The 22,299-nt window shown below is 59.3% G+C and carries 21 protein-coding genes and 4 pseudogenes; 10 read left to right on the forward strand and 15 right to left on the reverse strand.

Annotated features, from left to right (window positions below; all coding sequences use genetic code 11):
* The 12 genes and pseudogenes from ACQKRQ_RS34530 to ACQKRQ_RS34585 form a co-directional block, all read right to left on the reverse strand.
* Positions 1-353 (reverse strand): SDR family oxidoreductase (locus ACQKRQ_RS34530; protein WP_427481985.1); only part of this gene is annotated, 353 nt, incomplete at its 3' end.
* 245 nt (positions 354-598) lie between these two features.
* Positions 599-1,606 carry a LysR family transcriptional regulator gene (locus tag ACQKRQ_RS34535; protein ID WP_427481986.1) on the reverse strand — a complete coding sequence of 336 codons (1,008 nt, stop codon included), beginning with the start codon at positions 1,604-1,606 and terminating at the stop codon, positions 599-601.
* 111 nt (positions 1,607-1,717) lie between these two features.
* Complete coding sequence (locus ACQKRQ_RS34540) at positions 1,718-2,125, reverse strand: cupin domain-containing protein (RefSeq protein ID WP_427481987.1); 408 nt, start codon at positions 2,123-2,125, stop codon at positions 1,718-1,720.
* Between the two features lie 70 nt (positions 2,126-2,195).
* Positions 2,196-2,675 carry a carboxymuconolactone decarboxylase family protein gene (locus tag ACQKRQ_RS34545; RefSeq protein ID WP_427481989.1) on the reverse strand — a complete coding sequence of 160 codons (480 nt, stop codon included), beginning with the start codon at positions 2,673-2,675 and terminating at the stop codon, positions 2,196-2,198.
* A gap of 183 nt (positions 2,676-2,858) precedes the next feature.
* A pseudogene (locus tag ACQKRQ_RS34550) lies at positions 2,859-3,165 on the reverse strand (RNA polymerase subunit sigma-24); the annotation flags it as partial.
* A gap of 201 nt (positions 3,166-3,366) precedes the next feature.
* A complete protein-coding gene (locus ACQKRQ_RS34555) occupies positions 3,367-3,867 on the reverse strand; it encodes a thiosulfate sulfurtransferase GlpE (protein WP_427481990.1) in 501 nt (166 codons plus the stop codon).
* Between the two features lie 647 nt (positions 3,868-4,514).
* A complete protein-coding gene (locus ACQKRQ_RS34560) occupies positions 4,515-5,786 on the reverse strand; it encodes a DUF3734 domain-containing protein (RefSeq protein ID WP_427481992.1) in 1,272 nt (423 codons plus the stop codon).
* Positions 5,787-5,796: 10 nt separating this feature from the next.
* Positions 5,797-6,579, reverse strand: a complete 783-nt coding sequence (locus ACQKRQ_RS34565) for a 3-hydroxybutyrate dehydrogenase (RefSeq protein ID WP_427481994.1) — start codon at positions 6,577-6,579, stop codon at positions 5,797-5,799.
* 17 nt (positions 6,580-6,596) lie between these two features.
* Positions 6,597-7,376, reverse strand: a complete 780-nt coding sequence (locus ACQKRQ_RS34570; RefSeq protein WP_427481996.1) for an acetoacetate decarboxylase — start codon at positions 7,374-7,376, stop codon at positions 6,597-6,599.
* Between the two features lie 249 nt (positions 7,377-7,625).
* Positions 7,626-7,998 (reverse strand): annotated as a pseudogene (locus ACQKRQ_RS34575) (LysR substrate-binding domain-containing protein); the annotation flags it as partial.
* Positions 7,932-8,330 (reverse strand): hypothetical protein, encoded by a 399-nt coding sequence (locus tag ACQKRQ_RS34580; RefSeq protein ID WP_427482333.1) that lies wholly within the window; start codon positions 8,328-8,330, stop codon positions 7,932-7,934. The gene ACQKRQ_RS34580 and the pseudogene ACQKRQ_RS34575, both read right to left, overlap by 67 nt.
* A pseudogene (locus tag ACQKRQ_RS34585) lies at positions 8,326-8,571 on the reverse strand (DNA-binding protein); the annotation flags it as partial. The gene ACQKRQ_RS34580 and the pseudogene ACQKRQ_RS34585, both read right to left, overlap by 5 nt.
* 246 nt (positions 8,572-8,817) lie before the next feature.
* Between ACQKRQ_RS34585 and parS the strand changes: the two are divergent.
* The 8 genes from parS (at position 8,818) to ACQKRQ_RS34625 (ending at position 15,796) form a co-directional block, all read left to right on the forward strand.
* The gene (parS, locus tag ACQKRQ_RS34590) at positions 8,818-9,273 is read left to right on the forward strand and encodes a type II RES/Xre toxin-antitoxin system antitoxin (protein WP_427481998.1); all 456 of its coding nucleotides are present in this window, start codon (positions 8,818-8,820) and stop codon (positions 9,271-9,273) included.
* On the forward strand, positions 9,270-9,740 hold the full coding sequence (locus tag ACQKRQ_RS34595) for an RES family NAD+ phosphorylase (protein WP_427482318.1): 471 nt from the start codon (positions 9,270-9,272) through the stop codon (positions 9,738-9,740). Before parS ends, ACQKRQ_RS34595 begins: the two co-directional genes overlap by 4 nt.
* A gap of 73 nt (positions 9,741-9,813) precedes the next feature.
* Positions 9,814-10,377, forward strand: a complete 564-nt coding sequence (gene ddpX / locus ACQKRQ_RS34600; protein WP_408178772.1) for a D-alanyl-D-alanine dipeptidase — start codon at positions 9,814-9,816, stop codon at positions 10,375-10,377.
* A gap of 65 nt (positions 10,378-10,442) precedes the next feature.
* The gene (locus ACQKRQ_RS34605; protein ID WP_427482000.1) at positions 10,443-12,050 is read left to right on the forward strand and encodes an ABC transporter substrate-binding protein; all 1,608 of its coding nucleotides are present in this window, start codon (positions 10,443-10,445) and stop codon (positions 12,048-12,050) included.
* A 55-nt stretch (positions 12,051-12,105) separates the two neighbouring features.
* A complete protein-coding gene (locus ACQKRQ_RS34610; protein WP_427482001.1) occupies positions 12,106-13,176 on the forward strand; it encodes an ABC transporter permease in 1,071 nt (356 codons plus the stop codon).
* 64 nt (positions 13,177-13,240) lie between these two features.
* Complete coding sequence (gene nikC, locus ACQKRQ_RS34615; RefSeq protein ID WP_427482003.1) at positions 13,241-14,155, forward strand: nickel transporter permease; 915 nt, start codon at positions 13,241-13,243, stop codon at positions 14,153-14,155.
* 1 nt (position 14,156) lies between these two features.
* Positions 14,157-15,035 (forward strand): ABC transporter ATP-binding protein, encoded by an 879-nt coding sequence (locus ACQKRQ_RS34620; protein WP_427482004.1) that lies wholly within the window; start codon positions 14,157-14,159, stop codon positions 15,033-15,035.
* Positions 15,032-15,796 (forward strand): ABC transporter ATP-binding protein, encoded by a 765-nt coding sequence (locus ACQKRQ_RS34625; RefSeq protein ID WP_427482006.1) that lies wholly within the window; start codon positions 15,032-15,034, stop codon positions 15,794-15,796. The genes ACQKRQ_RS34620 and ACQKRQ_RS34625 overlap by 4 nt, the downstream gene beginning before the upstream one ends.
* A 420-nt stretch (positions 15,797-16,216) precedes the next feature.
* On the opposite strand, the gene ACQKRQ_RS34630 is transcribed toward ACQKRQ_RS34625, so the two are convergent.
* Together ACQKRQ_RS34630 and ACQKRQ_RS34635 are read right to left on the reverse strand one after the other, a co-directional pair.
* Positions 16,217-16,801 (reverse strand): BPSL1445 family SYLF domain-containing lipoprotein, encoded by a 585-nt coding sequence (locus ACQKRQ_RS34630; RefSeq protein WP_427482007.1) that lies wholly within the window; start codon positions 16,799-16,801, stop codon positions 16,217-16,219.
* A 228-nt stretch (positions 16,802-17,029) separates the two neighbouring features.
* Positions 17,030-17,227 (reverse strand): annotated as a pseudogene (locus tag ACQKRQ_RS34635) (IS66 family transposase); the annotation flags it as partial.
* Between the two features lie 391 nt (positions 17,228-17,618).
* Here ACQKRQ_RS34635 and ACQKRQ_RS34640 point away from each other — a divergent pair.
* Together ACQKRQ_RS34640 and ACQKRQ_RS34645 are read left to right on the forward strand one after the other, a co-directional pair.
* Positions 17,619-18,755, forward strand: coding sequence for a porin (locus ACQKRQ_RS34640; protein ID WP_408178695.1), 1,137 nt, complete (start codon positions 17,619-17,621; stop codon positions 18,753-18,755).
* Between the two features lie 520 nt (positions 18,756-19,275).
* Positions 19,276-20,244 carry a LysR family transcriptional regulator gene (locus ACQKRQ_RS34645; RefSeq protein WP_427482320.1) on the forward strand — a complete coding sequence of 323 codons (969 nt, stop codon included), beginning with the start codon at positions 19,276-19,278 and terminating at the stop codon, positions 20,242-20,244.
* Between the two features lie 229 nt (positions 20,245-20,473).
* On the opposite strand, the gene ACQKRQ_RS34650 is transcribed toward ACQKRQ_RS34645, so the two are convergent.
* A complete protein-coding gene (locus ACQKRQ_RS34650; protein WP_427482009.1) occupies positions 20,474-21,664 on the reverse strand; it encodes a porin in 1,191 nt (396 codons plus the stop codon).
* Positions 21,665-22,299 lie beyond the last annotated feature (635 nt).

Here is a 22,299-nt window from a genome sequence, read left to right on the forward strand (position 1 = left end):
ATCAGCTTTTCCTGAGCGATCTTGCCGCGGAAATAGCCGCTTTCCGCGAGCCTGTCGGTGCCGACGACAGAAAGCGCGACGTGATGCTGTACGCCCGCGGCAATCTCCGCCGCAAACAGGTTGCGCCCGGCCGTCTCGAAGAACTCGAGCACGGCGGCATCTTCGAACGACGGTGAATTGGCCAGATCGACCACGACATTCGCGCCCGCCAACGCATCCTTCAGGCCTTCGCCAGTGATTGTGTTCACGCCCGATGCGGGCGACGCGGCAACGACCGCATGACCGCGCGCGCGCAGATTCTTGACGACTTTACTGCCGATGAGTCCCGTGCCACCAATCACGACGATCTTCACGATGTCTCTCCATGAATGAGCTTGCGCGCGGCTCTCGCGCCGCCACCATTTGTTCGACTCCGGCTTTGCATCGCAGTGCGGAAGGTGCGGATGGGTTTGCCGGTGCTGTGCCGGACGGGCCGCGATTCGCGCGCCGTCCGTACAGAAAGCATGGTAGGCATGCACTGCGTCATGCGGTAGGGCCGCAGCGGGACGCACCGTGTTGCATGACGAGCATCAATCAATACAAGGTCGTTCAGATGCCGTCATTCGACCGTCGACAACGACGATCGCGCCGTGATCGTGGTCAGACACTGCAGGTCGAGCGCTCTCGTATGCTCGGTCATATAGTCGACAAACACGCGGACCCGCGCGGGCAGTTGCTTGCGGCTGAGATAGCAGATGTAGTGGCCGCCATCTTCCGGCGCGTGCTGTGCGAGACAACTGACCAACTGCCCGTCGCCCAGCAGGTCGCAGACCTGGTACGCCGGCAACTGCGCAACGCCCAGCCCGTCCAGCACCGCCTGCACGATCAGATCCGGGTCGTTGAATATGTGCTGTGCGACGGGTTGGCGCCGCTGCGGAAGGCCGTCGACCTTGAACTCCCACTCACTGATGCGGCCTGACGCGGTCAGGAAGTTGATGCAGCGATGACTCGCCAGTTCATCGACATGCCGCGGCAACCCGTGTTGTCGTGCATAAGCCGGCGACGCGCACACGAGCATCTGCATCGGAATCAGCTGGCGCGCCACGATTCCGCTGTCTTCCATGCGCCCGTCGTGAAACGAAACGTCGACGCGATCGGACGTGAAGTCGGCGGGCCGATCGTTCAACAGCAGTTCGAGGGCGATCTCGGGATAGCGCGTATGAAAGCCCCGCAGCAGGGGCGCCACGATCTTGCGGCCGAAGCCCGGCGTCGAGACGATGCGCAGATGGCCGCGAGGCGGTCCGTTGCGCAGTTCCCGCATGTCTTCCAGCGCCTGGGCGATGCGCTCTATGCCGGGCTGGCAGTTTTCGTAGAAAAGCTCGCCCTCGCGCGTCAACGACGTGCTGCGCGTTGTGCGCAGGAAGAGGCGCGCGTCGAGCTGGGCCTCGAGCTTCTGCACGTTGCGGCTAACGGAGGAGCGGCCGATGCCGAGGCGATCGCCCGCGCGAGAAAAGCTGCCTTCGTTGGCAACGGCGAGAAAAGAAACGACGCCGGCGTAGCTGGTCGCAAAGTTGCTCGCGAACGGGTCGGTGCAGCCGGAGGGGCGGTCTGATAAGTAGTTTGACATGGAAGCGCGATCCGTGAAGTCCATAGCGACTAGACGTATCAGCGCTGCTATCTGTGACAAGGTTCGCCATTTTTTTTCTGGCGGTTCGGGCATGCAGACGCTGTTTTGCGATTACTTTTCCGGAACAAGAATGGGCGCGCCCTTATCCTTCAGCAGCAGCACGATGAACCTGGCCGGCTTGGTCTGGCTTGCGTTGCGTCCGACTGTGTGAACATCGTTCGGACCTTCATAGAAGGTCTGTCCGGGCGTCAGCGTGACTTCCTTGCCGCCTTTGACCTGCATCACGACCGATCCTTCAAGTACGTAGATAAAACCGTGCGCGTGATGCCGATGGATGGGGTCCGCCGCACCCGGCGGATACTCGACGCTGATCATCAGGGCTTCCTTGCCAGGATAGTCGGGGAGAGACTGCGTCATCAACGGCGTGACGATCGCGTCGGGCGGGGCGGCGCGAGCCACGCCGAACGACGCGCCTACGATGAAAAGCGCGGCCAGAGCGGAGTTTTTCAAACGAAGCATGATAGTGTGCTCCTGAGTGACGCGGCCCGCCCGCGCGGGCCCAGATTGAAGAGAAAGCGAAATAGTCCGCTCAGGCGAGGTTCGCCTTGTCCAGACCGAATGCCTTGTCGAACGAACCCGGCACCATCTTGAACGCGACGTTCGCGCGGTTCCATCCGTTGATCGCCATCACGTCGAACGTCAGGTCCGAGAGCTCCTGTTCGGAGAACTGGGTGCGCACGCGCTCGTAGATGTCGTCGGGGACGCCGTGTTCGGGAAGCCTGGTCAGCACTTCCGTCCAGGCAAGCGCGGCGCGCTCACGTGGTGCGAAGAGCGTCGACTCGCGCCACGCCGCGAGGTGATGGATGCGCAGCTCACGCTCGCCGTGAATATGCGCCTCCTTCACGTGCATGTCCAGACAGAATCCACAACCATTGAGTTGCGACGCCCGGATTGAGACCAGGTCACGGATCGATTCTTCGATGGTGCCGTCTTTCAGCAAGTTGTTGAGCTCAATGAACTTCTTGACCAGTACCGGCGATTGCTGAAAATAGTTGAGACGCTGCGTCATGTTTTCTCCTGGCGACGATGATTGGCCACCCTGCCTTGCAGGTGCCGTTGGCGGCAATGAGCCGCACGAAGTCATCGTAGACGGAGGCAGCGTGTCACGGTAGGCATGCGGACGGGCTCACAGTGTTGCCCGCGAAGGAGCAATCGGTGAGTTGAGTTACGCCAGTGCCGCGAAGGTCGGCATTCAGCCGCTGGAGTGTACTGCCGAGATGCGGGCGAGCTTGTCAGGGTTGCGCTGCACATCGATACGAATAGTGCGTTCCCGTCCGTTGCGAACGACTGTGCCGATTCGAGTTTGCCTTCGATAAAGCGCAGCAGCGCCCATGGCCGTTCAGCAGCATGAGCTTGACGCCGAGTCCGCTGCCGTGACGCAGCGACGACGCGTAGAAAAGCTGTGCGATGCGCCGGCCGCCTTCCATCGGCTTAGCGGAGTTCGGGACCTTGCCGCCGCCGTCGCGAATCAGCATTGCGTCTTCGGCCAGAACAGATTGCTGACAGTGGCATATTGCCACGGATGGGACAACGCTTGATACGCCCGGCATTGCACTTTTGATCTACAGAAACCGGAGCCATTGCGGTTCGATTGGTTGAGGCGAGAGTGAGCATTCGTGCCCGAAGAGTGAGCTTCGCGGTCGAAATCCCCAGGAAACCCCTCTTGGATTGCCTTGACGCTTCGGTAGCGACGACCGCAATCAGTGCGCGACAAGCGTTATCTGCTCTCCACTAATTGCAGCGTCTTCCATCGCTTTAATCGGATCGACGTCGAAGCCCTCCCCGCGCCATGCATCGATACCACCGGTAAGCGGCAATGCAAGCTTGACCCCGGCCAGTCGCAACCGCCTGGCCATCCACGCCGCGGATATCTCGTTCGGACACGAACAATAGATGACGAGCGTCCGGTTTGCCCCATAGCGCTCCATGATCTGCTGCAGCTCCCGTTCATCGGCAAGCACAGCGCCGGGAATGACAAACGGATCGAGCGTCCTGCGCTGGGCGGACCGGATATCGAGCATGACAGGCCGTGGGCTGTTCGCGAGCAATGCATGGAACTCGCCCACACTGATCCGCGCTTTTTCGAGTGCCTTGGCCAGCATGATTAGCCGGCAGTATCGATACAACACGTAAAGCGTCAATGCGATGCCGATTGCGATCAATGCTTGCCAGCCACGCTGGGAGACAAGTACAAAAATCATGTCGATCTGCGACGCGAATATTGCACCAACAGCCAGTCCAGTCGATGCCCAAAGGGCAACACCTGCGCAATCGTGCAAGACAAAGGAACGTAACCCGACGGCCATCGCACCGCACAGCGGCACGACAACGAGCGACAGACCCGGTACGAACCGCGCAACGACCAGGACGCGGACTCCCCAGCGCCCAAAGAAGCGCTCCGTCTTCCTGACGCACGTTTCGCGCGATAGCGACAGTTTGCAAACGGTAAAGCGCGCGCTCCCCGTATCGCTTGCCGCCCTGATACCACATCAGGTCGCCGAGCACGCCGCCAATCACAGCAGTGGCCAGTATCGTCGCGAAATGCAGCAACGTCGACAACGCAACGTCGGTGGTGAGCACAATAGCTGCTCCGACCGTGATCAATGTCGGTGTGCCAGGCAATGGCAGGCCAAGGGAAGAGCCGAGAAAATTTAGGAATACCACTAACATTCCGTACCGCGCGATCAATTCATGCGACAACATGGCACCCTCCATCGGCTTGCAACGTCCCGCCTCGAAGATCGTTCATCGCTGTGCCTAAACCGGACTGCCCGAGGCCGACGCTACCCTGACCGGCATACCGGCGGTGCAGCAAAATAGAATGACCCATGGTGGGATCCGATCTGCGCTATTTCGCGCCTGACAGTTCTACCTCCGGCGAGTGATTCGGTTGCAGCAAAACCTCTTTGACCGGACCGGCGGTGTCGTCGACCTCCTGCCGATAGCGGTGCACATCCCGCGTGACAAAGCCGATCTCGCGGCTTGGAATATCGAACCACTCGGGGTGTCCGAAGGAACGGCGAATGTCCTCGAGACCGCTCGCCCAATGCTCGCGCATCGTATCTTTGCTGAATTCATAGTCTTTGTAGTGCCCCTCGAACGACTTGTTCTTGTAGATCAGATGGACGACATTCACCGCACCGCCATCTGCCGTTTTCTGGGCCTCCTGAAGCAACGGGTGAGCAAGTCGCACCTTCTCTGGAATGTGCTCGAGCAGCGCCTTGATCATCTGCGCGTGCTTCTGGTTCTGCGACATGAATGCAGTAATCGCTCGCGTACGACTCGAATACTGAATGTCTTTGGTACGTTCGCTGACGTCCAGAAAGTCACCCGGCAGCTTGCCTCGTGAGCTCCACAGATCGACCTGGAAAATGAGCGTGTCCTTATGCTGGCTTTCCGTGATAACTTCGGTGAGCGGAGTATTGGAAACCAGCCCCCCGTCCCAGTAGAACTCTCCATCGATCTCGACGGCCGGAAAGCCCGGCGGTAACGCGCCGGACGCGATGAAATGCTCTGGTGCCAGACGCATTGTCGAATTGTCGAAGTAGACAAGATTGCCGGTTCGCACGTTGACCGCCCCAACGGACACGCGAATGTTCCCATCATTGATACGATCGAAGTCTGCGTATCTCAAGAGCGTTTCGCGCAAGGCCGAGGTGTCGTAGTAGCTAACCTGGTCAGGACGTTTCCTGCAGAGTTCTGCGAAAGGCACATGCCTGCGTGGGGAGAAGAACCCCTCTTGGCCTTCCAGCAGCGTGCGCGTTGCAGCCCACGCGCTTGCCCACCGGCGCCCCATGTCTTCAAGCCCCGGCCATGAAGGTATGCGCGCGCCGACGCGCGAGACGACATCCGCCGGTTGACTGATCGTGTTCCAGAAGCCGCGCAGCGCCTCTACCCGATTCGCGGGAGCGTTGCCGGCGATGATCGCCGTGTTCAGTGCGCCAATGGATACCCCGGAAATACGGGTGGGTTCGACACCAACTTCGGCCAGACCTTCATATACACCGGCCTGATATGAGCCCAGTGCCCCGCCGCCCTGAAGCACGAGTCCGATTTCGTTATACAAGGGGAGCTTCAGGTAGTGGGGCTGCTGTAGCTTGTTACGCTGGCTCGCATTCATGTTCGTCTCCTTATTGCATGAACCAGCCGTGGCTGACCACGATAGATTGCCCGGTGAGCGCGTTCGACTCGAAGCCGGCCAGGAACGCGACCGTGTTGGCGACATCGGCGAGGGACGTGAATTCGCCGTCGACGGTCTCCTTCAACATCACATCCTTCACAACCTGCTGCTCGGAGATTCCCAAGGCTTTTGCCTGCTCCGGGATCTGCTTGTCGACCAGCGGTGTTCTGACGAACCCCGGGCACACGACATTGGCGCGCACGCCACGCGGGCCGCCTTCCTTCGTAAGAACACGAGCGAGACCGAGAAGCCCATGTTTGGCGGTCACATAGGCCGACTTGAGCTGCGACGCCTCGTGCGAGTGAACCGAGCCCATGTAGATCACCGCGCCCCCTTTGTTGGACGCGTACATGTGCCTGATGGCGGCTTTGGTCGTGAGAAACGCGCCGTCGAGGTGAATGGCAAGCATCTTCTTCCAGTCGGCAAATGCGTAGTCTTCGATCCGGTTGACTATCTGGATGCCGGCATTCGAAACGAGGACGTCGAGACCGCCCAGCCGGCTCACCGTTTCGGCAACACCCGCATTGACCGCTTCTTCGCTGGTTACGTCCATCGCGACGGCGATGGCTTTCCCGCCGTTCGTTACGATATCTTCAGCGACCTTTCGGGCGTTCGCGAGATTCAGATCCGCGATCACGACCGTCGCGCCGTCTGCCGCGAGCTTGCGGGCGCACTGCTCACCGATGCCGCTTGCTGCTCCCGTAACGAGCGCGACCTTGTCATTCAATGACATATATCCTCCGTGAGAGTTTACTGGTTGACTGCAAGTTTCATTGACTCGGCGGGCGCGAGATAGTCATACGCCACCTCGCCGACATCGAGTGTGAGATTTGCAATGACGTGACGTGCGCCGATTACCTTGCGAACCGGCAGATCGGCGACCGATGCAAGTGCGTGCGGATGGAGCTCGAGCGCTGCTGGCCCTCCCCACGCGCCGATTACATCGACATCGCGCAAAAAGAAACGCACCAGCTCGCAAATGCGCACCGAGCCGTCGACGTGCGGAATGACCTTGAGCAGATAGTTAGGCGTGTCGGCGAGCTTGCGGCGCTCGGCGGCCGTATCGAGTGCACGATACTTGTAGCCCATCGTTCCGGTAGCGATACGCTGCGTACCGTAGTCGAGCGTGCCGAGCAACGTGTCCTTGCCATCGACGCACAGTCTCGGCGAAGCGAGCTTCTTCGGAAATCCCCAGATTTCGCGTCCGCCTGCGATAGGGCCCTCGTCGTCCAGATACATCGCGTGGGTGAAGTTGGCGCGATCTCCATCCTCGTCGAGGACCGAGATCACCTGGCCGCTTTCCGTATAGTCGCCGAACCCCGACGAATCGGGCATGCGAATGAACTCGTAGTGAACGATCGCGTTGTCGACTGTTAGGGGTTCCGGAACGACGGCCCTAAGCGCGTCCATGTCCGTCTCGTACGAGATGATGAAGTACTCCCGGTTGAGGAAGCGGAACGGCGGACGCGGATAGGCCGGATTGTGTACGGGCATCGCAAAGGCGCTCTTGCGGATATCTTCTTCTTTCACGGATCGTTCCTTAATTGGAGAGGTGCTGCGTAAAACGCATCGCAACAGCTTCTTCTGCCGCGACCACTGACGTGCGCTCGCGCAAAGCAGTAAAGACTGCTATACGCTTTCGCACGATTCTTACGGGATGTTGTTTGCTGGTTCGCTTCAAGCAGCTTGCGCAGCCACCGTCAGGGCAAATCGTAGATGTGGTCGTCGAGCGGCAGTAGCCCCGCGAAGGAGCTCACGGTGTTGTCGCGGAAAGGACAATCAACGACGGAAGGACAAGGAGACTTGAGTAGGACACTGCAGATCGAGAGCTCGGATCTGCCCGGTTATGTAGCCGATAAACACGCGGATTCGCGGCCGGCAAATGCTGGCGGCTGAGATAACAGGTATAGCGGCCGCAACCATCGGGCGCGTGCTGGGCGAGGCACGCGTGCAAACGGCCCTCGTGTAAGAGCCCGCTCACCTGGTAAGCCGCGAGTTGCGCGGTGCCATGGCCATCGAGCACGGCTTGCAACACGAGATCGGTATCGCTGAAAGTATGAAGCGCTTTGCGGGCAACCTTCCGGCTCACGCCCCCAACCTTGAATTCCCAATCGACAAAGCGGTCCAAGGGCAGAGGCTCGAATTCAAGGCATTGATCGAATCGATCCATTCCTTCGTCGCGATTCCCTTGTCTCCGTTCCGCCAGTTCGCCGACCTATCGTCGAATTCGTCTTCAAAGGCGCGATGCACGTCATCGAGCATGCCCCGCGCCGTTTCGACCTTTTCGTTATATGCGTCCACGTCTCGTTGCAGCTTCGCACGTGCCGCCGCAACCGCCTCATTGAACACACGCACAGACTCTTCCAACGTGCTCCGCTGCCCCGTCAGTTCGCCGAACGCTGCATCGATGCGCTTCTGATCGGCGGCCTTGATCCTGAATGCCATACTTGTCCGCTTTTCCGCTTTACTTGGTCCGTTGGTCAATCCGCGCGCGGCTCTTCGCGCGCAACTCAACCCAGAACCCGCCGAGCATCTGCGTCGGCGTGCTCATGCCGCCGCGCTTCAACAGCTGATACAGCCGGTTTGCGGTCGGCGTGATGCCGAAGCGGAAGAACAGCAGCGCGCAGACCTCGCGGCACAGCTCGCGGGCCTTCGGAAATTCGGCCTTCAGCGGGTCGATTTCAGCGGCAAGGCGGACTTCATCGGGCTGAACGTCGGCCGTCACAGGCGAGGCAGGTATTGATCAGGCCTCACGTAGCGGAGCCAACCGGCAAACGGGCTACAAATGACAGCGCAGTTCTCGACGCCCTACCAGCCAAACTTCGATTGGCCACGCGCGGGAATAAAACTGTGCATGTCGACGGCAACGACACGCCGGTGGCCACACCGATCAGTCGGATGCCTCCATCGCCCAAGCGCGATTTCGGCAAATGCCTATAATGAGTGAGCATTTTGCCGAAACGGAGTTGCCATGACCACAATCGCCTTCGTGCCTACCGGAGCCGGAAACCCGCGCCGGGCGGAACTGACGATGCTCGGGCAATTGCTTGACGCGCGCATTCGCAACGAAACCGATCTCGCCGAGCTCGCAAGCGAGCGGCTGGCCGTTGAAGTTATCGACCGTTTGACGGCGCAGGGACTGAAGGCGGATGAACTCGCATTCATCATTCCACGGCGCACCCTGACTCACAGGCGTCAGCAGCACGAACGTCTCTCAACCGAGGAATCCGACCGGGCCATCCGTCTGGCGCGCATCCTGGCGCGGGCGACAGCGGTCTTCGGAAACACTGCAAAAGCGATGCACTGGCTGCGAAACCCGCAGAAACGCTTCACAGGCCGCAGTGCGCTCGAGATGGCTAGCACTGAACATGGGGCGCGTCTGGTTGAGGATGCATTGATCCAGATCGACGAGGGGTACTTCGCCTGATGGTCTTATGGAGAATCAGCAACTTCGCCGATCTGAAAGGAATTGGCGGACTCCGTGCACCCGGGAGATGGCATTTCGCAGGGCATTCTGTGGTCTATCTGGCGGAGCATCCTGCTGGCGCCCTTCTGGAAACGCTTGTGCATCAGGAAATCGGCGGTACCGCGGATCTCCCCGATACCTATCAACTGCTGAAGGTCGAGGTCGACGAAGGCATGACGATCGCCGAAATGGAAGAGGATGGTTTTCCGCCCGATTGGCGCGACGACCAGGCCTGGACCCAGGCCGCCGGGACGGAGTGGCTCGCGCATGCGAATTCTGCCCTTCTCAAGGTGCCCAGCGCCGTGATGCCTTTTGCCTTTAACTTCATCCTCAATCCCGCCCATAAAGATGCGTCGCTCATTGAAATCAGCGTGGCCATTGAGGTGCGCCGGGATCCGCGCACCCTCCGGCTTTTGACGCGGGCATAGCTGCGAATCTGCAAGGCGAATTTAACCGGTTCGATCGCTGAACCCTCTTTCATTGGATATTCCACCGCCCTCCATGACAGAACCGCGACTCATCGAAATCACGCCCGCCACGCACGGCGTCGACATTGACCTCGTCTATGCCACCGAGCGTAACCTGACCGGCAAGCCCATCTACAAGGAGGCCCACTGCCTGCTGCTCGAACCAGCCGAAGCCGGGCTGCGGAAGGCGGTCAAGATTGCCCGCGACGCCGGCCTGACGCTGCGGATTTTCGACGCCTACCGTCCGCCCCAGGCGCAGCAGGTGCTGTGGGATTTTCTGCCGGATCCCACCTACATCGCTGAGCTTGGCCGTGGTTCGAACCATAGCCGCGGCACGGCGATCGACCTGACGCTGCTCGATGCCAGCGGCAGCGAACTCGACATGGGCACGGGCTTCGACGCCATGACAATCGAATCCGAGCACTTCCATCCTGGCCTACCCGAGCACGTGCAGAGCAACCGCCTGTTACTGCTCGGCATCATGCACGCCGCGGGTTTCACGCACATCAAGAACGAATGGTGGCATTACGAGCTGCCTGGCTCCCGTGCGCTGCCTCTGATCGACAACAGTGAAAGCGGCCCGTTACGCCTCATGTAGTGGCTTTCGATTTCCCCATCCGTTGTTCCCTGACAGGCTCTACCCCATTACCTTATGGAGCGAGTATGAAACTGGTACTGCGCAATGCATTGACGGCGGCAGCGATCGTCTCCGCCTTGACCCTGTCGTTCACAGCGGCCAGCCCCGCTGCGGCGGCGACGCCGAAAGACATGTTCGTCATGGCGACTTTCCTCGACGAATTCACCACGCTCGATCCCGGCGAAGTCTACGAGCTGGTGCCAGAAGAATATGTGGCGAATACCTACGACCGGCTGGTGCGAGTCGATCTGAAGGATCCGTCGAAGTTCAACGGTGATGTCGCACAATCATGGACCGTCAGCCCCGACGGTCTGACCTTCACGTTCAAGATCCGTCCGGGTCTCAAGTTCCACTCGGGCAATGCGTTGACCGCCGACGACGTCGCCTGGTCGATCCAGCGCACGGTCCTGCTCGACAAAGGCGCGGCCGCCGTGCTGCAAGGTATCGGCTTGACCAGGGACAACGTGCTCAACAACGTGAAAAAGATCGACGACACAACTGTCAGTGTGACGACCGACCAGAAATACGCCCCGACCTTTGTCCTGAACGTGCTTGGCGCGTGGCCTGCATCGGTGGTGGACAAGCAGTTGCTGCTCTCGCACCAGAAAGGCAATGACTTCGGCAACGACTGGCTGCGCACGAACGAGGCGGGATCCGGCGCCTACAAGCTCGTCAAGTGGACGGCCAACGACAGCATCGTATTGCAGCGCTTCGACGGCTACCGCTTACCGCTCGCGATGAAGCGCATTGTGTTGCGTCACGTGCCGGAAGCATCGAGCCAGCGCCTGCTGCTTGAGAACGGCGATGTCGATGTGGCGCGCAATCTGAGCCCGGACGATCTCGCCGCGCTCACGAAATCAGGCAAGGCCCATGTGACCGCCGTGCCGCAGGCGACACTTCTATACCTCGGCCTCAACGTCAAGAATCCGAACCTGGCAAAACCGGAAGTCCAGGAAGCGATGAAGTGGCTGATTGACTATAACGGCATTCAGAGCAATGTCGCGAAGACCACCTACAAGGTGCACGAAACTTTCCTCCCGGAAGGCTTTCTCGGCGTGTTGAACATGAATCCTTACCAGCAGAACGTCGCAAAGGCCAAGGCGCTGCTGGCAAAAGCCGGGCTTCCGAACGGCTTCTCCGTGACGATGGACGTGCGTAACGGCTACCCGTACGGTGAAATCGCCGAGGCCGTGCAGGCCAATCTTGCCCAAGGCGGCATCAAGGTTCAGATCATCCCGGGGGACAACAAACAGACGCTCGCGAAGTACCGCTCGCGCTCGCACGACATCTATATCGGCGAATGGTCGGCGGACTACATCGACCCGCACAGCAATGCGCAGGGCTTCACCTGGAATCCGGACAACTCCGACAAGTCGGCGTACAAGATGCTCGCGTGGCGCAACTCGTGGGATATTCCTGATCTGACGAAGGAAACCAACGCGGCGCTCGCCGAATCGTCGACCGCGAGGCGTGCCGAACTGTACCAGACGATGCAGAAGCAGATGCTTGCGAACTCACCCTTCGTGATCATGTTCCAACAGGTCTCGCAGGTCGCCGCGCGGCCGGGCGTGACAGGGCTCGAAGTGGGCCCGATCAACGACCTCGTGTCGTATCGCGACCTGAAGAAGCAGTAACGTATGCGGCGAAGGCGAAACTGTCCTGGTTTCGCCTTCGGCCGGGGAACCCATCATGTCGACTTCTCTCACGACTCTCGAACGCATGCGCGCGCTTTCGGCTGAAAGCGCCAGTGTGCGCTGGACCTTGCGCCTCGTGCGCTGGATCTTCACGCTCGTGATTACCTTTACCGGCTTGCTGGCCGTCACGTTCGTGATCGGCCGCAAGATACCGATCGACCCGGTACTGGCGATTCTCGGCGATCGCGCCTCGGCGGCAGCCTATGCGGCGGCACGCCTGCAGCTTGGGCTCGACAAGCCGCTCACCGTGCAGTTCCTGATCTACGTGCGCGATGTGCTGCATGGCAACTTCGGCATGTCGCTGCTGACGGCGCACCCTGTCATCGAAGACATCCAGCGCGTGTTCCCCGCGACGCTCGAACTCGCGACCCTATCGACCATCATCGGTGTGCTGATCGGGGTGCCGCTGGGCGTGATCGCCGCCGTGCGCCACAACCGCTGGATCGATCATGTTGCACGCTTTATCGGTCTTGTTGGCAGTTCGGTGCCGGTGTTCTGGCTTGGACTGATGGGACTGCTGTTGTTCTATGCGAAGCTGCACTGGGTAGCCGGCCCTGGGCGCGTCGATCCCGTATTCGACGGTATGGTCGATACGCATACGGGCAGCCTGCTGGTCGATTCACTCATCGCCGGCGAATGGGACGTGTTTTTCAATGCGTTCTCCCATATCGCGCTGCCTGCGTCCATTCTCGGCTACTACTCGGTCGCTTATCTGAGCCGGATGACGCGTTCGTTCATGCTCGAGCAGTTGAGCCAGGAGTACATCACCACGGCACGCGCAAAAGGCTTGCCCGAGCGCCGGGTGATCTGGCGTCACGCCTTCGGCAATATCGCCGTACCGCTTTTGACCATCATCGCACTCACGTACAGCTATCTGCTCGAAGGTTCGGTACTGACCGAAATCGTCTTCGCCTGGCCCGGTATCGGGTCGTATCTGACTGGCGCGCTGCTGAATGCCGATATGAACGCCGTACTTGGCAGCACACTCGTGATCGGCGTCACGTTCATTGCGCTTAATCTGCTGACCGACGCACTCTATCGTGTGTTCGATCCGCGCGCCCGCTGATGCCCCGCCGGTTTCTTTCGTGCTTCCCCCGTTCGATCAATCAACGCAAACGCAGGACTGGCCGATGAATGCCCCGCCCCGACGATGGAAAGACTGGCTGCTGAGCGACACACCCGCGTCACGCAAACAGGCCGCGCTTGGCCTCGCTTATCGGCGCTGGCGGCGCTTCGCGGGCAATCCGCTGTCTGTGTTCGGCTTTGTGATTCTCGCCTTGCTTATCGTCGTCGCGGCAATCGGACCGCTGATCGCGCCGCACGATCCGCTGCAGCAGGTCCTCTCCGACCGCCTTCTGCCGCCGGGTTCGCCGTCACACTGGTTCGGCACCGATCAGCTTGGCCGCGACATCCTCTCCCGGCTGATCTACGGATCGCGGCTCACGCTTTCGATCGCGATTCTGGTCGTGGTGATCGTGGTTCCAGTCGGCCTCCTGATCGGCACCACCGCTGGCTTCTTTGGCGGCTGGGTCGATAACGCCCTGATGCGGGTCACGGACGTGGCCCTCGCGTTCCCGAAGATCGTGCTGGCGCTCGCGTTCGCGGCCGCGCTGGGACCGGGTGTCATCAACGCGGTGATCGCGATTTCGATTACGGCATGGCCGGCCTATGCACGTCTTGCGCGGGCGGAGACCCTGCGGCTCGTCCAAGCCGATTTCATTCACGTCGCGCGGTTGCAGGGCGCGTCGCAGATACGCATTCTCTTGCGCTATATCGTGCCGCTGTGCTCGTCGTCGGTGATCGTGCGCGCGACGCTCGATATGGCCGGCATCATTCTCACCGTCGCGGGTCTTGGGTTCCTCGGCCTCGGCGCGCAACCGCCGAGCCCCGAGTGGGGTTACATGGTCGCGTCGGGCCGCAATGTGCTGCTCGATTCGTGGTGGGTAGCCACCATTCCGGGCTTTGCCATTCTGTTGGTGAGTCTCGCCTTCAACCTGCTCGGCGACGGTCTACGAGATGTCTTCGATCCGCGCCATGGAAACTGACATGCCAGCCGATATGACCCAGCCTCTGTGTGAAATCGACGACCTGCGAATCGGCTTTCGCGGTCACGACGGCGAATTGACGGAAGCCGTACGCGGCCTGTCGCTGACGCTCCATCGCGGCGAGCGGCTTGGCATCGTCGGCGAATCCGGCTCGGGCAAATCGCTGTCCGGGCGCGCGCTGCTCGGCCTGCTGCCGCCTGCCGCGCAATACCATGCGAAGGCGATGAAGTTCGATGGTCAGAATCTGCTGGCGATGTCGGCACGCAAACGCCGGCAACTGTGCGGCCAGCAGATGGGCATGATCCTGCAGGATCCAAAATACTCACTGAACCCGGTGATGACCGTCGCGCAGCAGATGCGCGAAGCGTTCGAACTGCACGGCCCGAAGCTAGGCCGCCGCGGGATGCGCGAGAAGATCATCGCGGCGCTGGCGGCGGTGCACATCCGCAATCCGGAGCGTGTCGCCGATGCCTACCCGCACGAGTTGTCGGGCGGCATGGGACAACGCGTGATGATCGCCATGATGGTGTCGTCCGGCCCACGACTGCTCGTCGCCGACGAGCCGACCAGCGCGCTCGACGTGCTCGTCTCGATGCAGGTGCTCGGAATTCTCGATGAAATGATCGAAAAGCACGACACGGGCCTCATTTTCATCAGCCATGACTTGCCGCTCGTGATGTCGTTCTGCGACCGCGTCGTCGTGATGTACGCGGGGCGCGTGGTGGAAACCTGCGCGGCCCGCGATCTCGTTCACGCCCAGCATCCCTACACGCGCGGCCTGCTCGCGGCGAGTCCACCGCTCATCAATCCTCCCGATGAATTGCCCGTGCTGAAGCGAGACGCAACATGGCTCACGCAATCGACAGGAGCGCCAGCATGATCGACGTCAACGCCCTGACGGTCCGCTTCAGGACCAAGACCGGTTACTTTGACGCAGTACGCGAGGCGAGCTTTCATGTCGGCGCAGGCGAAGTGTTCGGGCTGGTCGGCGAATCGGGTTCCGGCAAGTCGACGATCCTGCGTGCGTTGACCGGACTTGCGCCCATCGCCGGCGGTCATATGAAGGTCGGCTCGCATATGCCTGGAGAGAAGATCAACCGCTCCTTTCGACGCGACGTGCAGATGGTCTTTCAGGATCCATACGGCTCGCTGCATCCGCGCTTTACGGTTGATCAGACCTTGCGCGAGCCGCTGTCCATCAACGGCATCGACCGGCAGGACGAACGGATCGTGGATGCGCTTCGCGAAGTCGGCTTGAGTCCGGCGTATCGCTTCCGCTATCCTCATCAGTTGTCAGGAGGCCAGCGGCAGCGCGTCGCAATCGCACGGGCACTGATTCTCGAACCGCGCGTGCTGCTGCTCGATGAGCCGACGTCCGCGCTCGATGTGTCCGTGCAGGCCGAGATTCTCAATCTGCTGCGACGGCTTCATCGCGAACGCAATCTGACGATGATGCTCGTGAGCCACAACCTGGCCGTGGTCGGCTTTCTCTGCTCGCGCGTCGCGGTCATGCGCAATGGCGAGATCGTCGAGCAGTGCGATGTCGCTTCCATTCGCGCGCAACAGGTCGAGCATGAGTACACGCGCAGCCTGCTTCTCGCGACCGCGGGCTATCAGCGCAAGCCGGTTCAAGCATTATGAAGCGCATCTGTCCACGCGGGTCTTCAGAACGACCCACCGCCGCCCACTACGATATGTTGCCCGGCAATCGACCCACCATCCGGTCCGAGCAGGAATGCGCTCATGTCATTGCGTTGGGACTGATACTCACGACTGCAACACGAGAGAGTTCAGGCATCTGCGATCCGTCACGCACAAACCCCATCCCCATAAGGGCCAGCGTACTAAAAGGCTTCCGAATCGCGGCATAGGCCTTCACGTTTCTCTCGCACATCTTTACCCACCGGTCAGTCTTGAACAAGCACGCGGCCTTCAAACTGCGCGGCGACGGCATGCGCCTCGCCCGCATCTTCAATAACGTGCGCGATCACGAAAGCGTGCTTGCTTGAGTCCCAAGCAAAGCCGTTACGCTACGCGAAACGAACGCGGCCATCGCCGCACTCAAATTTTGAGTCGCGAGACCTTGGTTCCCGAGAGCGACACATCTCCCATCAGACCGGCATTGGTCAGCACGATCGCATTGACTGGTGAAGTTGCCGTTGTCGTATCGATCGAACCGTTCGCACCGACCTTCAACACCGCGACCGACCCTTCTCCACCGACCGACCAGCCTTTGGAATGGCGAAAGCTGTTGAGCGCATCATGGGTCATGAACAGGAAGATGATGGCCTTCGATTGAGCACCCGCCTGCAGGCCAAATGACCCCGATACCGTGTTGTAGTAGCCAACGGACTTCCCACCTACGCGCAATGCGCCTTCGCCGTATTCGCCACCGGCGACGAAGCCGACCTTGATCACCGATGGGAACACGAGCACACCGTTCGCCTTGTCGACCAATTCCCTGGACCCCTTGACGTTCGCGTACAGCTTCGACAAGGTCCCATGGACCTTTGCATCGATCGCCCGCCGCTTCGCATCGTTGGACTCGTTAGCAATGGCTTCCCTTACCGCCCCTAGGGGCACCGTGAGCGCAAGACCCGCGCCAACTAGTGCTGCGCCTGTCCGTACAAATACTCTCCTGTTCATCGCTACCTCCGTCGTCGTTGTTGGTTTGGCTAACTAATGGCACTGTTCATCCATAGTAAGTGGCTCAGCAGCAGGTGAATAGCCCCTCGAGAAAAACCGCAGTTCGTGTTCAGCCCCTACGGTATCTGTACGGTAGCGAACAGCAGCCACGAGAACTTTGATGATACCGGCGTGCTTAATAGCGACCTCAAACGCAATTGCAGTAAGCGGTGCATTCCGACCGTGGATTCTTCCCTGGCTGACGGTTCGTAGTGCGTTTTCCACGATGCTATCGTCGATCTGTACCACGCCGTCGTCGCAGTAATAGATGAGTGCCTACCACCGGCTCAGGAAGTGATTAATTGCCTTCGCTGCTTCCGACTGCAGCGGGAGGATCAATAGGTGACCCCGCAGCCATCTCCCAAGGTCGTCGAGTAACGGCCTTGCCTGCTCATCACAGTACTGTTTGAACAGCTTAGTTTGATCCCGACTCCACTCCGCTTTTCAAAGGGCCGCTTGCTGAAAGTTGCAGACGATGCGTCTTCGTGCGCACCATTATGGGGCTGAGTCTGCATGACTTCTTTAGGGTCGTGAAAACCTGATCTGTCGGCTCACTACAACATGCAATCCATCCCGCTATCAATCGGATGGACAACGGTGAATAATAAATTTGCCAAAAAGAAAACTTTATATATGTAAAGGATTGCTGAGTTTATGCTGTCACGACCCAGAGATGCGGTGAGATTGACAGCCCGAGGTTTTCGCGATTTTTGTGCTTCGAGATCTGCGTTCTCCATTTTGTGAAGCTATTTCACCGGTAATTTTCTGGAGTGATGCAATGAAAAGAAACCTTATGGCGGCAGCCCTTCTGGGCGTGCTTGCGAGTGCCGCACAGGCACAAAGCAGCGTCACGCTGTACGGCCTGATCGATGCCGGCATCACCTACACGAACAGCCAACTCACAAGCCAAGGCGGCCGCAGCAACGTGCAGATGACGAGCGGCTCGGTGGAGGGCAGCCGCTGGGGCCTGCGCGGAGCGGAGGATCTAGGGGGTGGTCTGAAGGCAATCTTTACGTTGGAAAGCGGCTTTAACGTGAACAACGGGACCTTTTCACAAAGCGGTCGGGAGTTTGGGCGTCAGGCCTTTGTCGGCCTGTCGAGCGTCGACTTTGGTGCTGTCACATTAGGTCGCCAGTACGACAGCATGATCGATTATGTGGGGCCGTTGGCGCTGACTGGCACGGAGTATGGCGGAACGCACTTCGCCCACCCGTTCAACAACGATAACCTGAACAACAATTCCTTCTCGATCAACAACTCGGTCAAGTACCAGAGTGCGAACTATGCGGGTTTCCAATTTGGTGGGCTGTACGGCTTTTCCAACGCAGCAGGCGCTTTTGCAAACAACCGTGCATACAGCGTGGGCGCGTCGTACAGTTGGGGCCCCTTGAACTTCGGTGCCGGGTACCTTCACCTGAATAACGGCGCGAGCTCGCAGGCGGCGGCCAACTTCAATGCCAACGGCGCCGTGACGGATGGCCAGGCGCTCACTGCCGCGCGCCAGCAGACGTGGGGAGCGGGGGTGAACTACGCGTTTGGACCGGCAGTCGTTGGTTTCGTATACACACAGACCAACCTGACTGAGATATTCCAGACTGGCTTGAGCACCCATATCCAGAACTTCGAGGGCAATATCCGCTATAACCTGACGCCAGCGATGAACGTGTCCGGAGCGTATACATACTCACGCGCGGGCGGTAACGCCGGAAGCGGTGCTCCGCACTGGAACCAGGTTGGCCTGCAGACGGGTTACAAGCTCTCCAAACGCACGGACGTGTATCTGCAGGGTGTCTACCAGTCAGTCAGCACGAGCCAGAACACCGCACTCGGGGTGGCGTTCATCAATGGACTGAGCGCGCCTTCATCGACCACCAACCAGGTCGAAGTGACGGCGGGCCTGCGTCATCGCTTCTAGAGCAAGCGCATGCACAAGCGCGACCTGCGAATTTGCGGGGTGGGGCGACACCATGTGTGCACTGCATTTGTGACACGCGGCGGGACAAGTCAAGCACGGCCCGCCGTGAAGGCTGAAGGTTGTCAGCCGAGGGTGAACTTCCGTGAGTGAATACGTAGCAATCAGGTTGTCCTACAGCAGATGAAAAGACAGTTCATAGGACATGCGCAACGCAGCGGCCAGGCATCAAAAGTCTCGCTTCAGGATTTCCTCAAGTTGCGCCACCCGGCCTGGAATCTCGTCGGCCGCGTGCATTTCAACCTCGCTGTCGCTTCGCAAACCTCCGTCCCTTTCTGCTGAAGTACACTATGGCGACATTCCCCAAAGAAAGCCGCTCGCACGAGGGTGCGAACCCCTCGGGCACAGAGGTGTATTCATCGCAGTCCCGGTCGGCAAAAAATCGCCCCGTGGTATGGCTGGTCAGTTTCCAGGCATTGACCGATTGTTTAACGCCCGAACGGAGCGAAATCGATCCATGGATATGTTACAGGCCATCCGTGCCTTTTCTCACGTAGCATCAGTTGCCAGCTTTACCACGGCAGCACAAGAACTCAACCTCGTTACATCTCAGGTATCACGCGCTATAGCAGACCTTGAGACGCACTTGAACATACGTCTGTTGCATAGGACGACTCGGCACGTGGCATTGACGGAGGCAGGGGAGCGGTATCTTTCCCACTGCGAAGTGATTCTCAAACATTTGGAACAGGCGGAGGCTGAGGCGTTGGGAGTGAGCGCCGAGCCCTCTGGGACACTTCGGATCGGCGTCTCCGCGAGCTTTGACCGGCACCACCTACCGGGTCTGATATCAGGCTACCTGGAGCGATTTCCGCAGGTTTCGGTGAGCGTTACACTGGTGCAGCAGATACAGGAAGCGATGCTTGGCCATCACGACGTCGTACTTCTTTGCTCATCAGAACCGCCCGTACCCGGCATAAGCTCTGAGTGTCTTGGTGCGATGTCTTCGATCCTCTGTGCTTCACCTGTCTACCTGGCGCGTTACGGAGTACCAAAGACACCTTATGACCTTAAGCAACATCGGTGCATTGATCTCGCTGGCGATGTGTCATCTGGGGAATGGCAATTTGAGGGGCCATTGGGTCATGAGGCATGTTCGGTCGGCCACACAGTTCTTCTGAGCGACCTATGCGACGTACTCAAAGATTCCATTCTGGCTGGTCTGGGCGTAGGCCCATTGCCCCTTCGGGTTGGAATGCAAGAACTGCGTGCTGAGTCAGTGGTGCGCGTCCTGCCTGAGTACAGGGTGAACACGCGTAATGTCCACGTGGCTTATTCATCTCCCCTGCCTCTCGATAAAAAAATAAGGACATGGGTCGAGTATCTGCAGGAAGTGTTGCCCCAACGTCTTGCTAGTGATGAGGCCGCGTTCGCGCCTCTTGCTGCGGCGTCGGCTGGCAACGGCATGTCCGCAAACGACATACAAAACTGAGGTACTGACGATACCTCGAAATAAACGCGACTTTTTTATTAGAGGGCTAGACTAGAGAGCCAATACCGGTCTCACTTTGAGTTCTTTGAGTGAGCGGTTATCTCACGGAGACGCGCCCCCTTTCGAATGCAAGGAACATGACAAAACAAAAAAGCCAACCTTTGGGCTTGCACCCGTGGTTGGCTTAAGAGTGCGGCCCGACGTCTCGAGCCGTATATCATGCGTTCTATTAGAACTTGTGACGGATACCCAGGCTGACGATTTCCTGACTGGACGAACCTGCTCCGAAGCCATACGAGCCAACCGATGCGCCTGCGTCGACGATGGCGCCCGTGCTTTGATCACGCTGATGGCCGGTTGCTTTCTGGTAAGCACCGATCAGATACAGGTCGGTACGCTTCGACAGACTGTAGTCGCCGCCCAGCGAAACCTGGTTGTAGCTTGCCGACGCATCGCCAGAGCCGTGCGTGTAGGTGTAGCCCAGACCGAGCAGCATTGCCGGCGTGACCTGCCAGCCTGCATAAGCGCCAGCAACCTGGTACTTCTGCTGCGAGGCGAAGCCCGAGAATGCGTCCGGCTTGTACTGCGCGAAGCTGTAACGCACGTTGAACGTGAACGGACCCGTGACAAATTGGCCAGCTGCCGACGTGATGTCGATCTGTTTGGCAGACTGGTACGCGCCGTTGATGTTCGAGCCGTCAAACGTACCGTCCGACGTCGCGCCCGAACCCCAGACGCCAGCCGGCGTTGCCGGAGTGAAACCGCGGCTTGCCAGCGTGTTGCCGTTTTCCATGCGGAAGTAACCAGCAGCAACGCTGAACGGACCGCCGCTCCACGTTGCTGCGCCTGCCCACGATTGGCCTGAACCCGTTGCGCCAGCGACGCCGCCGAGAGCGTACATGCCTTCGAACTGGAAGCCGCTCCACACCGGCGAGACGTACTTGATGGCGTTGTTCGTACGCGAGCTGTTGTCGTTGTTGTCAACGTCGCCCGGCGTCGCGAACGTGCTGCCGAAGTAGTTGTCAGCCGTCAGCGGCTGGACCATATCGACGAGCGGGTCGTATTGGCGACCCATCGTGAACGTACCGTAGGCGTCGTGCGCCAGACCGACATACGCCTGACGACCGAACAGGCGACTGCTTTGGAGGCTTTTGCCGTTATTCGGATCGAAGCCGCTTTCCAGCTGGAAGATCGCCTTCAGGCCACCGCCCAGGTCTTCCGTACCCTTCATGCCCCAGCGGCTACCCTGCAGGTTGCCGGCTGCCAGCTGCCACAGGTTGTCGTTGGCCGTGTTGGCGTTGTGAATGTACTGGACCGATTCGTCGATCAAGCCATAGAGAGTCACGCTGCTTTGTGCATGAGCTGCGCCTGCAGCGCCAAGCAATGCCAGCGAGAGGGTCGACAATGCAATTCGTTTCATCCGTTTCTCCGCGCAGAATGATTCGCTTTGTTGTTACGAACGGGAGGGTAACTCGATATCCTTGGATTAATGAAGCGAAACAAAATTGTGTATCAAAATACTGACACCTATGCGCCTCATATTTGACTCGCACTGCTTGCCGTTTATTTTTTTCATGGCGACACGTAGGGATCCTAATAGGGTTTTCCCGGGAATTTCTTCGCCCCGTTCTGAAAAGACCGGTACTGAAGCCTGTCAGTCACCCACTAAACCGCGAAGTTTGTATGGAGTATTTGCTGAATTTATATGTGCTGAAAGTATCTGCTTCGAGTCTATCGGGTCCCTAATTGCGCGACATAGGGCGCAACCTATAGGAACCAATGTCCACTGGGAAAGCGGAGCGCTTACTCATCGAGACGACGATCCGAATCTGGTCGAAGCCTACGCGCTGTTCTTCGAGGTGTACGGATACGCCATCCAGCCGGCAGCGGACGGCGTCGACGCGCTCGCCGCGTACTGCGTCTCGCACCGACGTCGTGATTCTCGGCATCCAGATGCCAAGTATGGACGGTTGGGCGGTGGCGAGAGAAATCCGGCGCAGACTCTGCACCAAAGCAACTTTGATCCGACCTATGCCAACGCCCCTGATCGCTCCA

Origin of the sequence: Paraburkholderia sp. NPDC080076 (assembly GCF_050281145.1) — a bacterium.
Classification (GTDB): Bacteria; Pseudomonadota; Gammaproteobacteria; order Burkholderiales; family Burkholderiaceae; genus Paraburkholderia.

Excerpts from the sequence above, each read along its gene's own strand:
- ACQKRQ_RS34605 (WP_427482000.1), top strand. The coding sequence starts at position 10,443 with ATGAAACTGGTACTGCGCAATGCATTGACGGCGGCAGCGATCGTCTCC.
- ACQKRQ_RS34560 (WP_427481992.1), bottom strand. The coding sequence starts at position 5,786 with ATGAATGCGAGCCAGCGTAACAAGCTACAGCAGCCCCACTACCTGAAG.
- ACQKRQ_RS34640 (WP_408178695.1), top strand. The coding sequence starts at position 17,619 with ATGAAAAGAAACCTTATGGCGGCAGCCCTTCTGGGCGTGCTTGCGAGT.
- ACQKRQ_RS34630 (WP_427482007.1), bottom strand. The coding sequence starts at position 16,801 with ATGAACAGGAGAGTATTTGTACGGACAGGCGCAGCACTAGTTGGCGCG.
- ACQKRQ_RS34565 (WP_427481994.1), bottom strand. The coding sequence starts at position 6,579 with ATGTCATTGAATGACAAGGTCGCGCTCGTTACGGGAGCAGCAAGCGGC.
- parS (WP_427481998.1), top strand. The coding sequence starts at position 8,818 with ATGACCACAATCGCCTTCGTGCCTACCGGAGCCGGAAACCCGCGCCGG.
- ACQKRQ_RS34650 (WP_427482009.1), bottom strand. The coding sequence starts at position 21,664 with ATGAAACGAATTGCATTGTCGACCCTCTCGCTGGCATTGCTTGGCGCT.
- ACQKRQ_RS34620 (WP_427482004.1), top strand. The coding sequence starts at position 14,157 with ATGCCAGCCGATATGACCCAGCCTCTGTGTGAAATCGACGACCTGCGA.
- ACQKRQ_RS34625 (WP_427482006.1), top strand. The coding sequence starts at position 15,032 with ATGATCGACGTCAACGCCCTGACGGTCCGCTTCAGGACCAAGACCGGT.
- ACQKRQ_RS34535 (WP_427481986.1), bottom strand. The coding sequence starts at position 1,606 with ATGTCAAACTACTTATCAGACCGCCCCTCCGGCTGCACCGACCCGTTC.
- ACQKRQ_RS34545 (WP_427481989.1), bottom strand. The coding sequence starts at position 2,675 with ATGACGCAGCGTCTCAACTATTTTCAGCAATCGCCGGTACTGGTCAAG.
- ACQKRQ_RS34555 (WP_427481990.1), bottom strand. The coding sequence starts at position 3,867 with ATGATTTTTGTACTTGTCTCCCAGCGTGGCTGGCAAGCATTGATCGCA.
- ACQKRQ_RS34645 (WP_427482320.1), top strand. The coding sequence starts at position 19,276 with ATGTTACAGGCCATCCGTGCCTTTTCTCACGTAGCATCAGTTGCCAGC.
- nikC (WP_427482003.1), top strand. The coding sequence starts at position 13,241 with ATGAATGCCCCGCCCCGACGATGGAAAGACTGGCTGCTGAGCGACACA.
- ACQKRQ_RS34540 (WP_427481987.1), bottom strand. The coding sequence starts at position 2,125 with ATGCTTCGTTTGAAAAACTCCGCTCTGGCCGCGCTTTTCATCGTAGGC.
- ddpX (WP_408178772.1), top strand. The coding sequence starts at position 9,814 with ATGACAGAACCGCGACTCATCGAAATCACGCCCGCCACGCACGGCGTC.
- ACQKRQ_RS34610 (WP_427482001.1), top strand. The coding sequence starts at position 12,106 with ATGTCGACTTCTCTCACGACTCTCGAACGCATGCGCGCGCTTTCGGCT.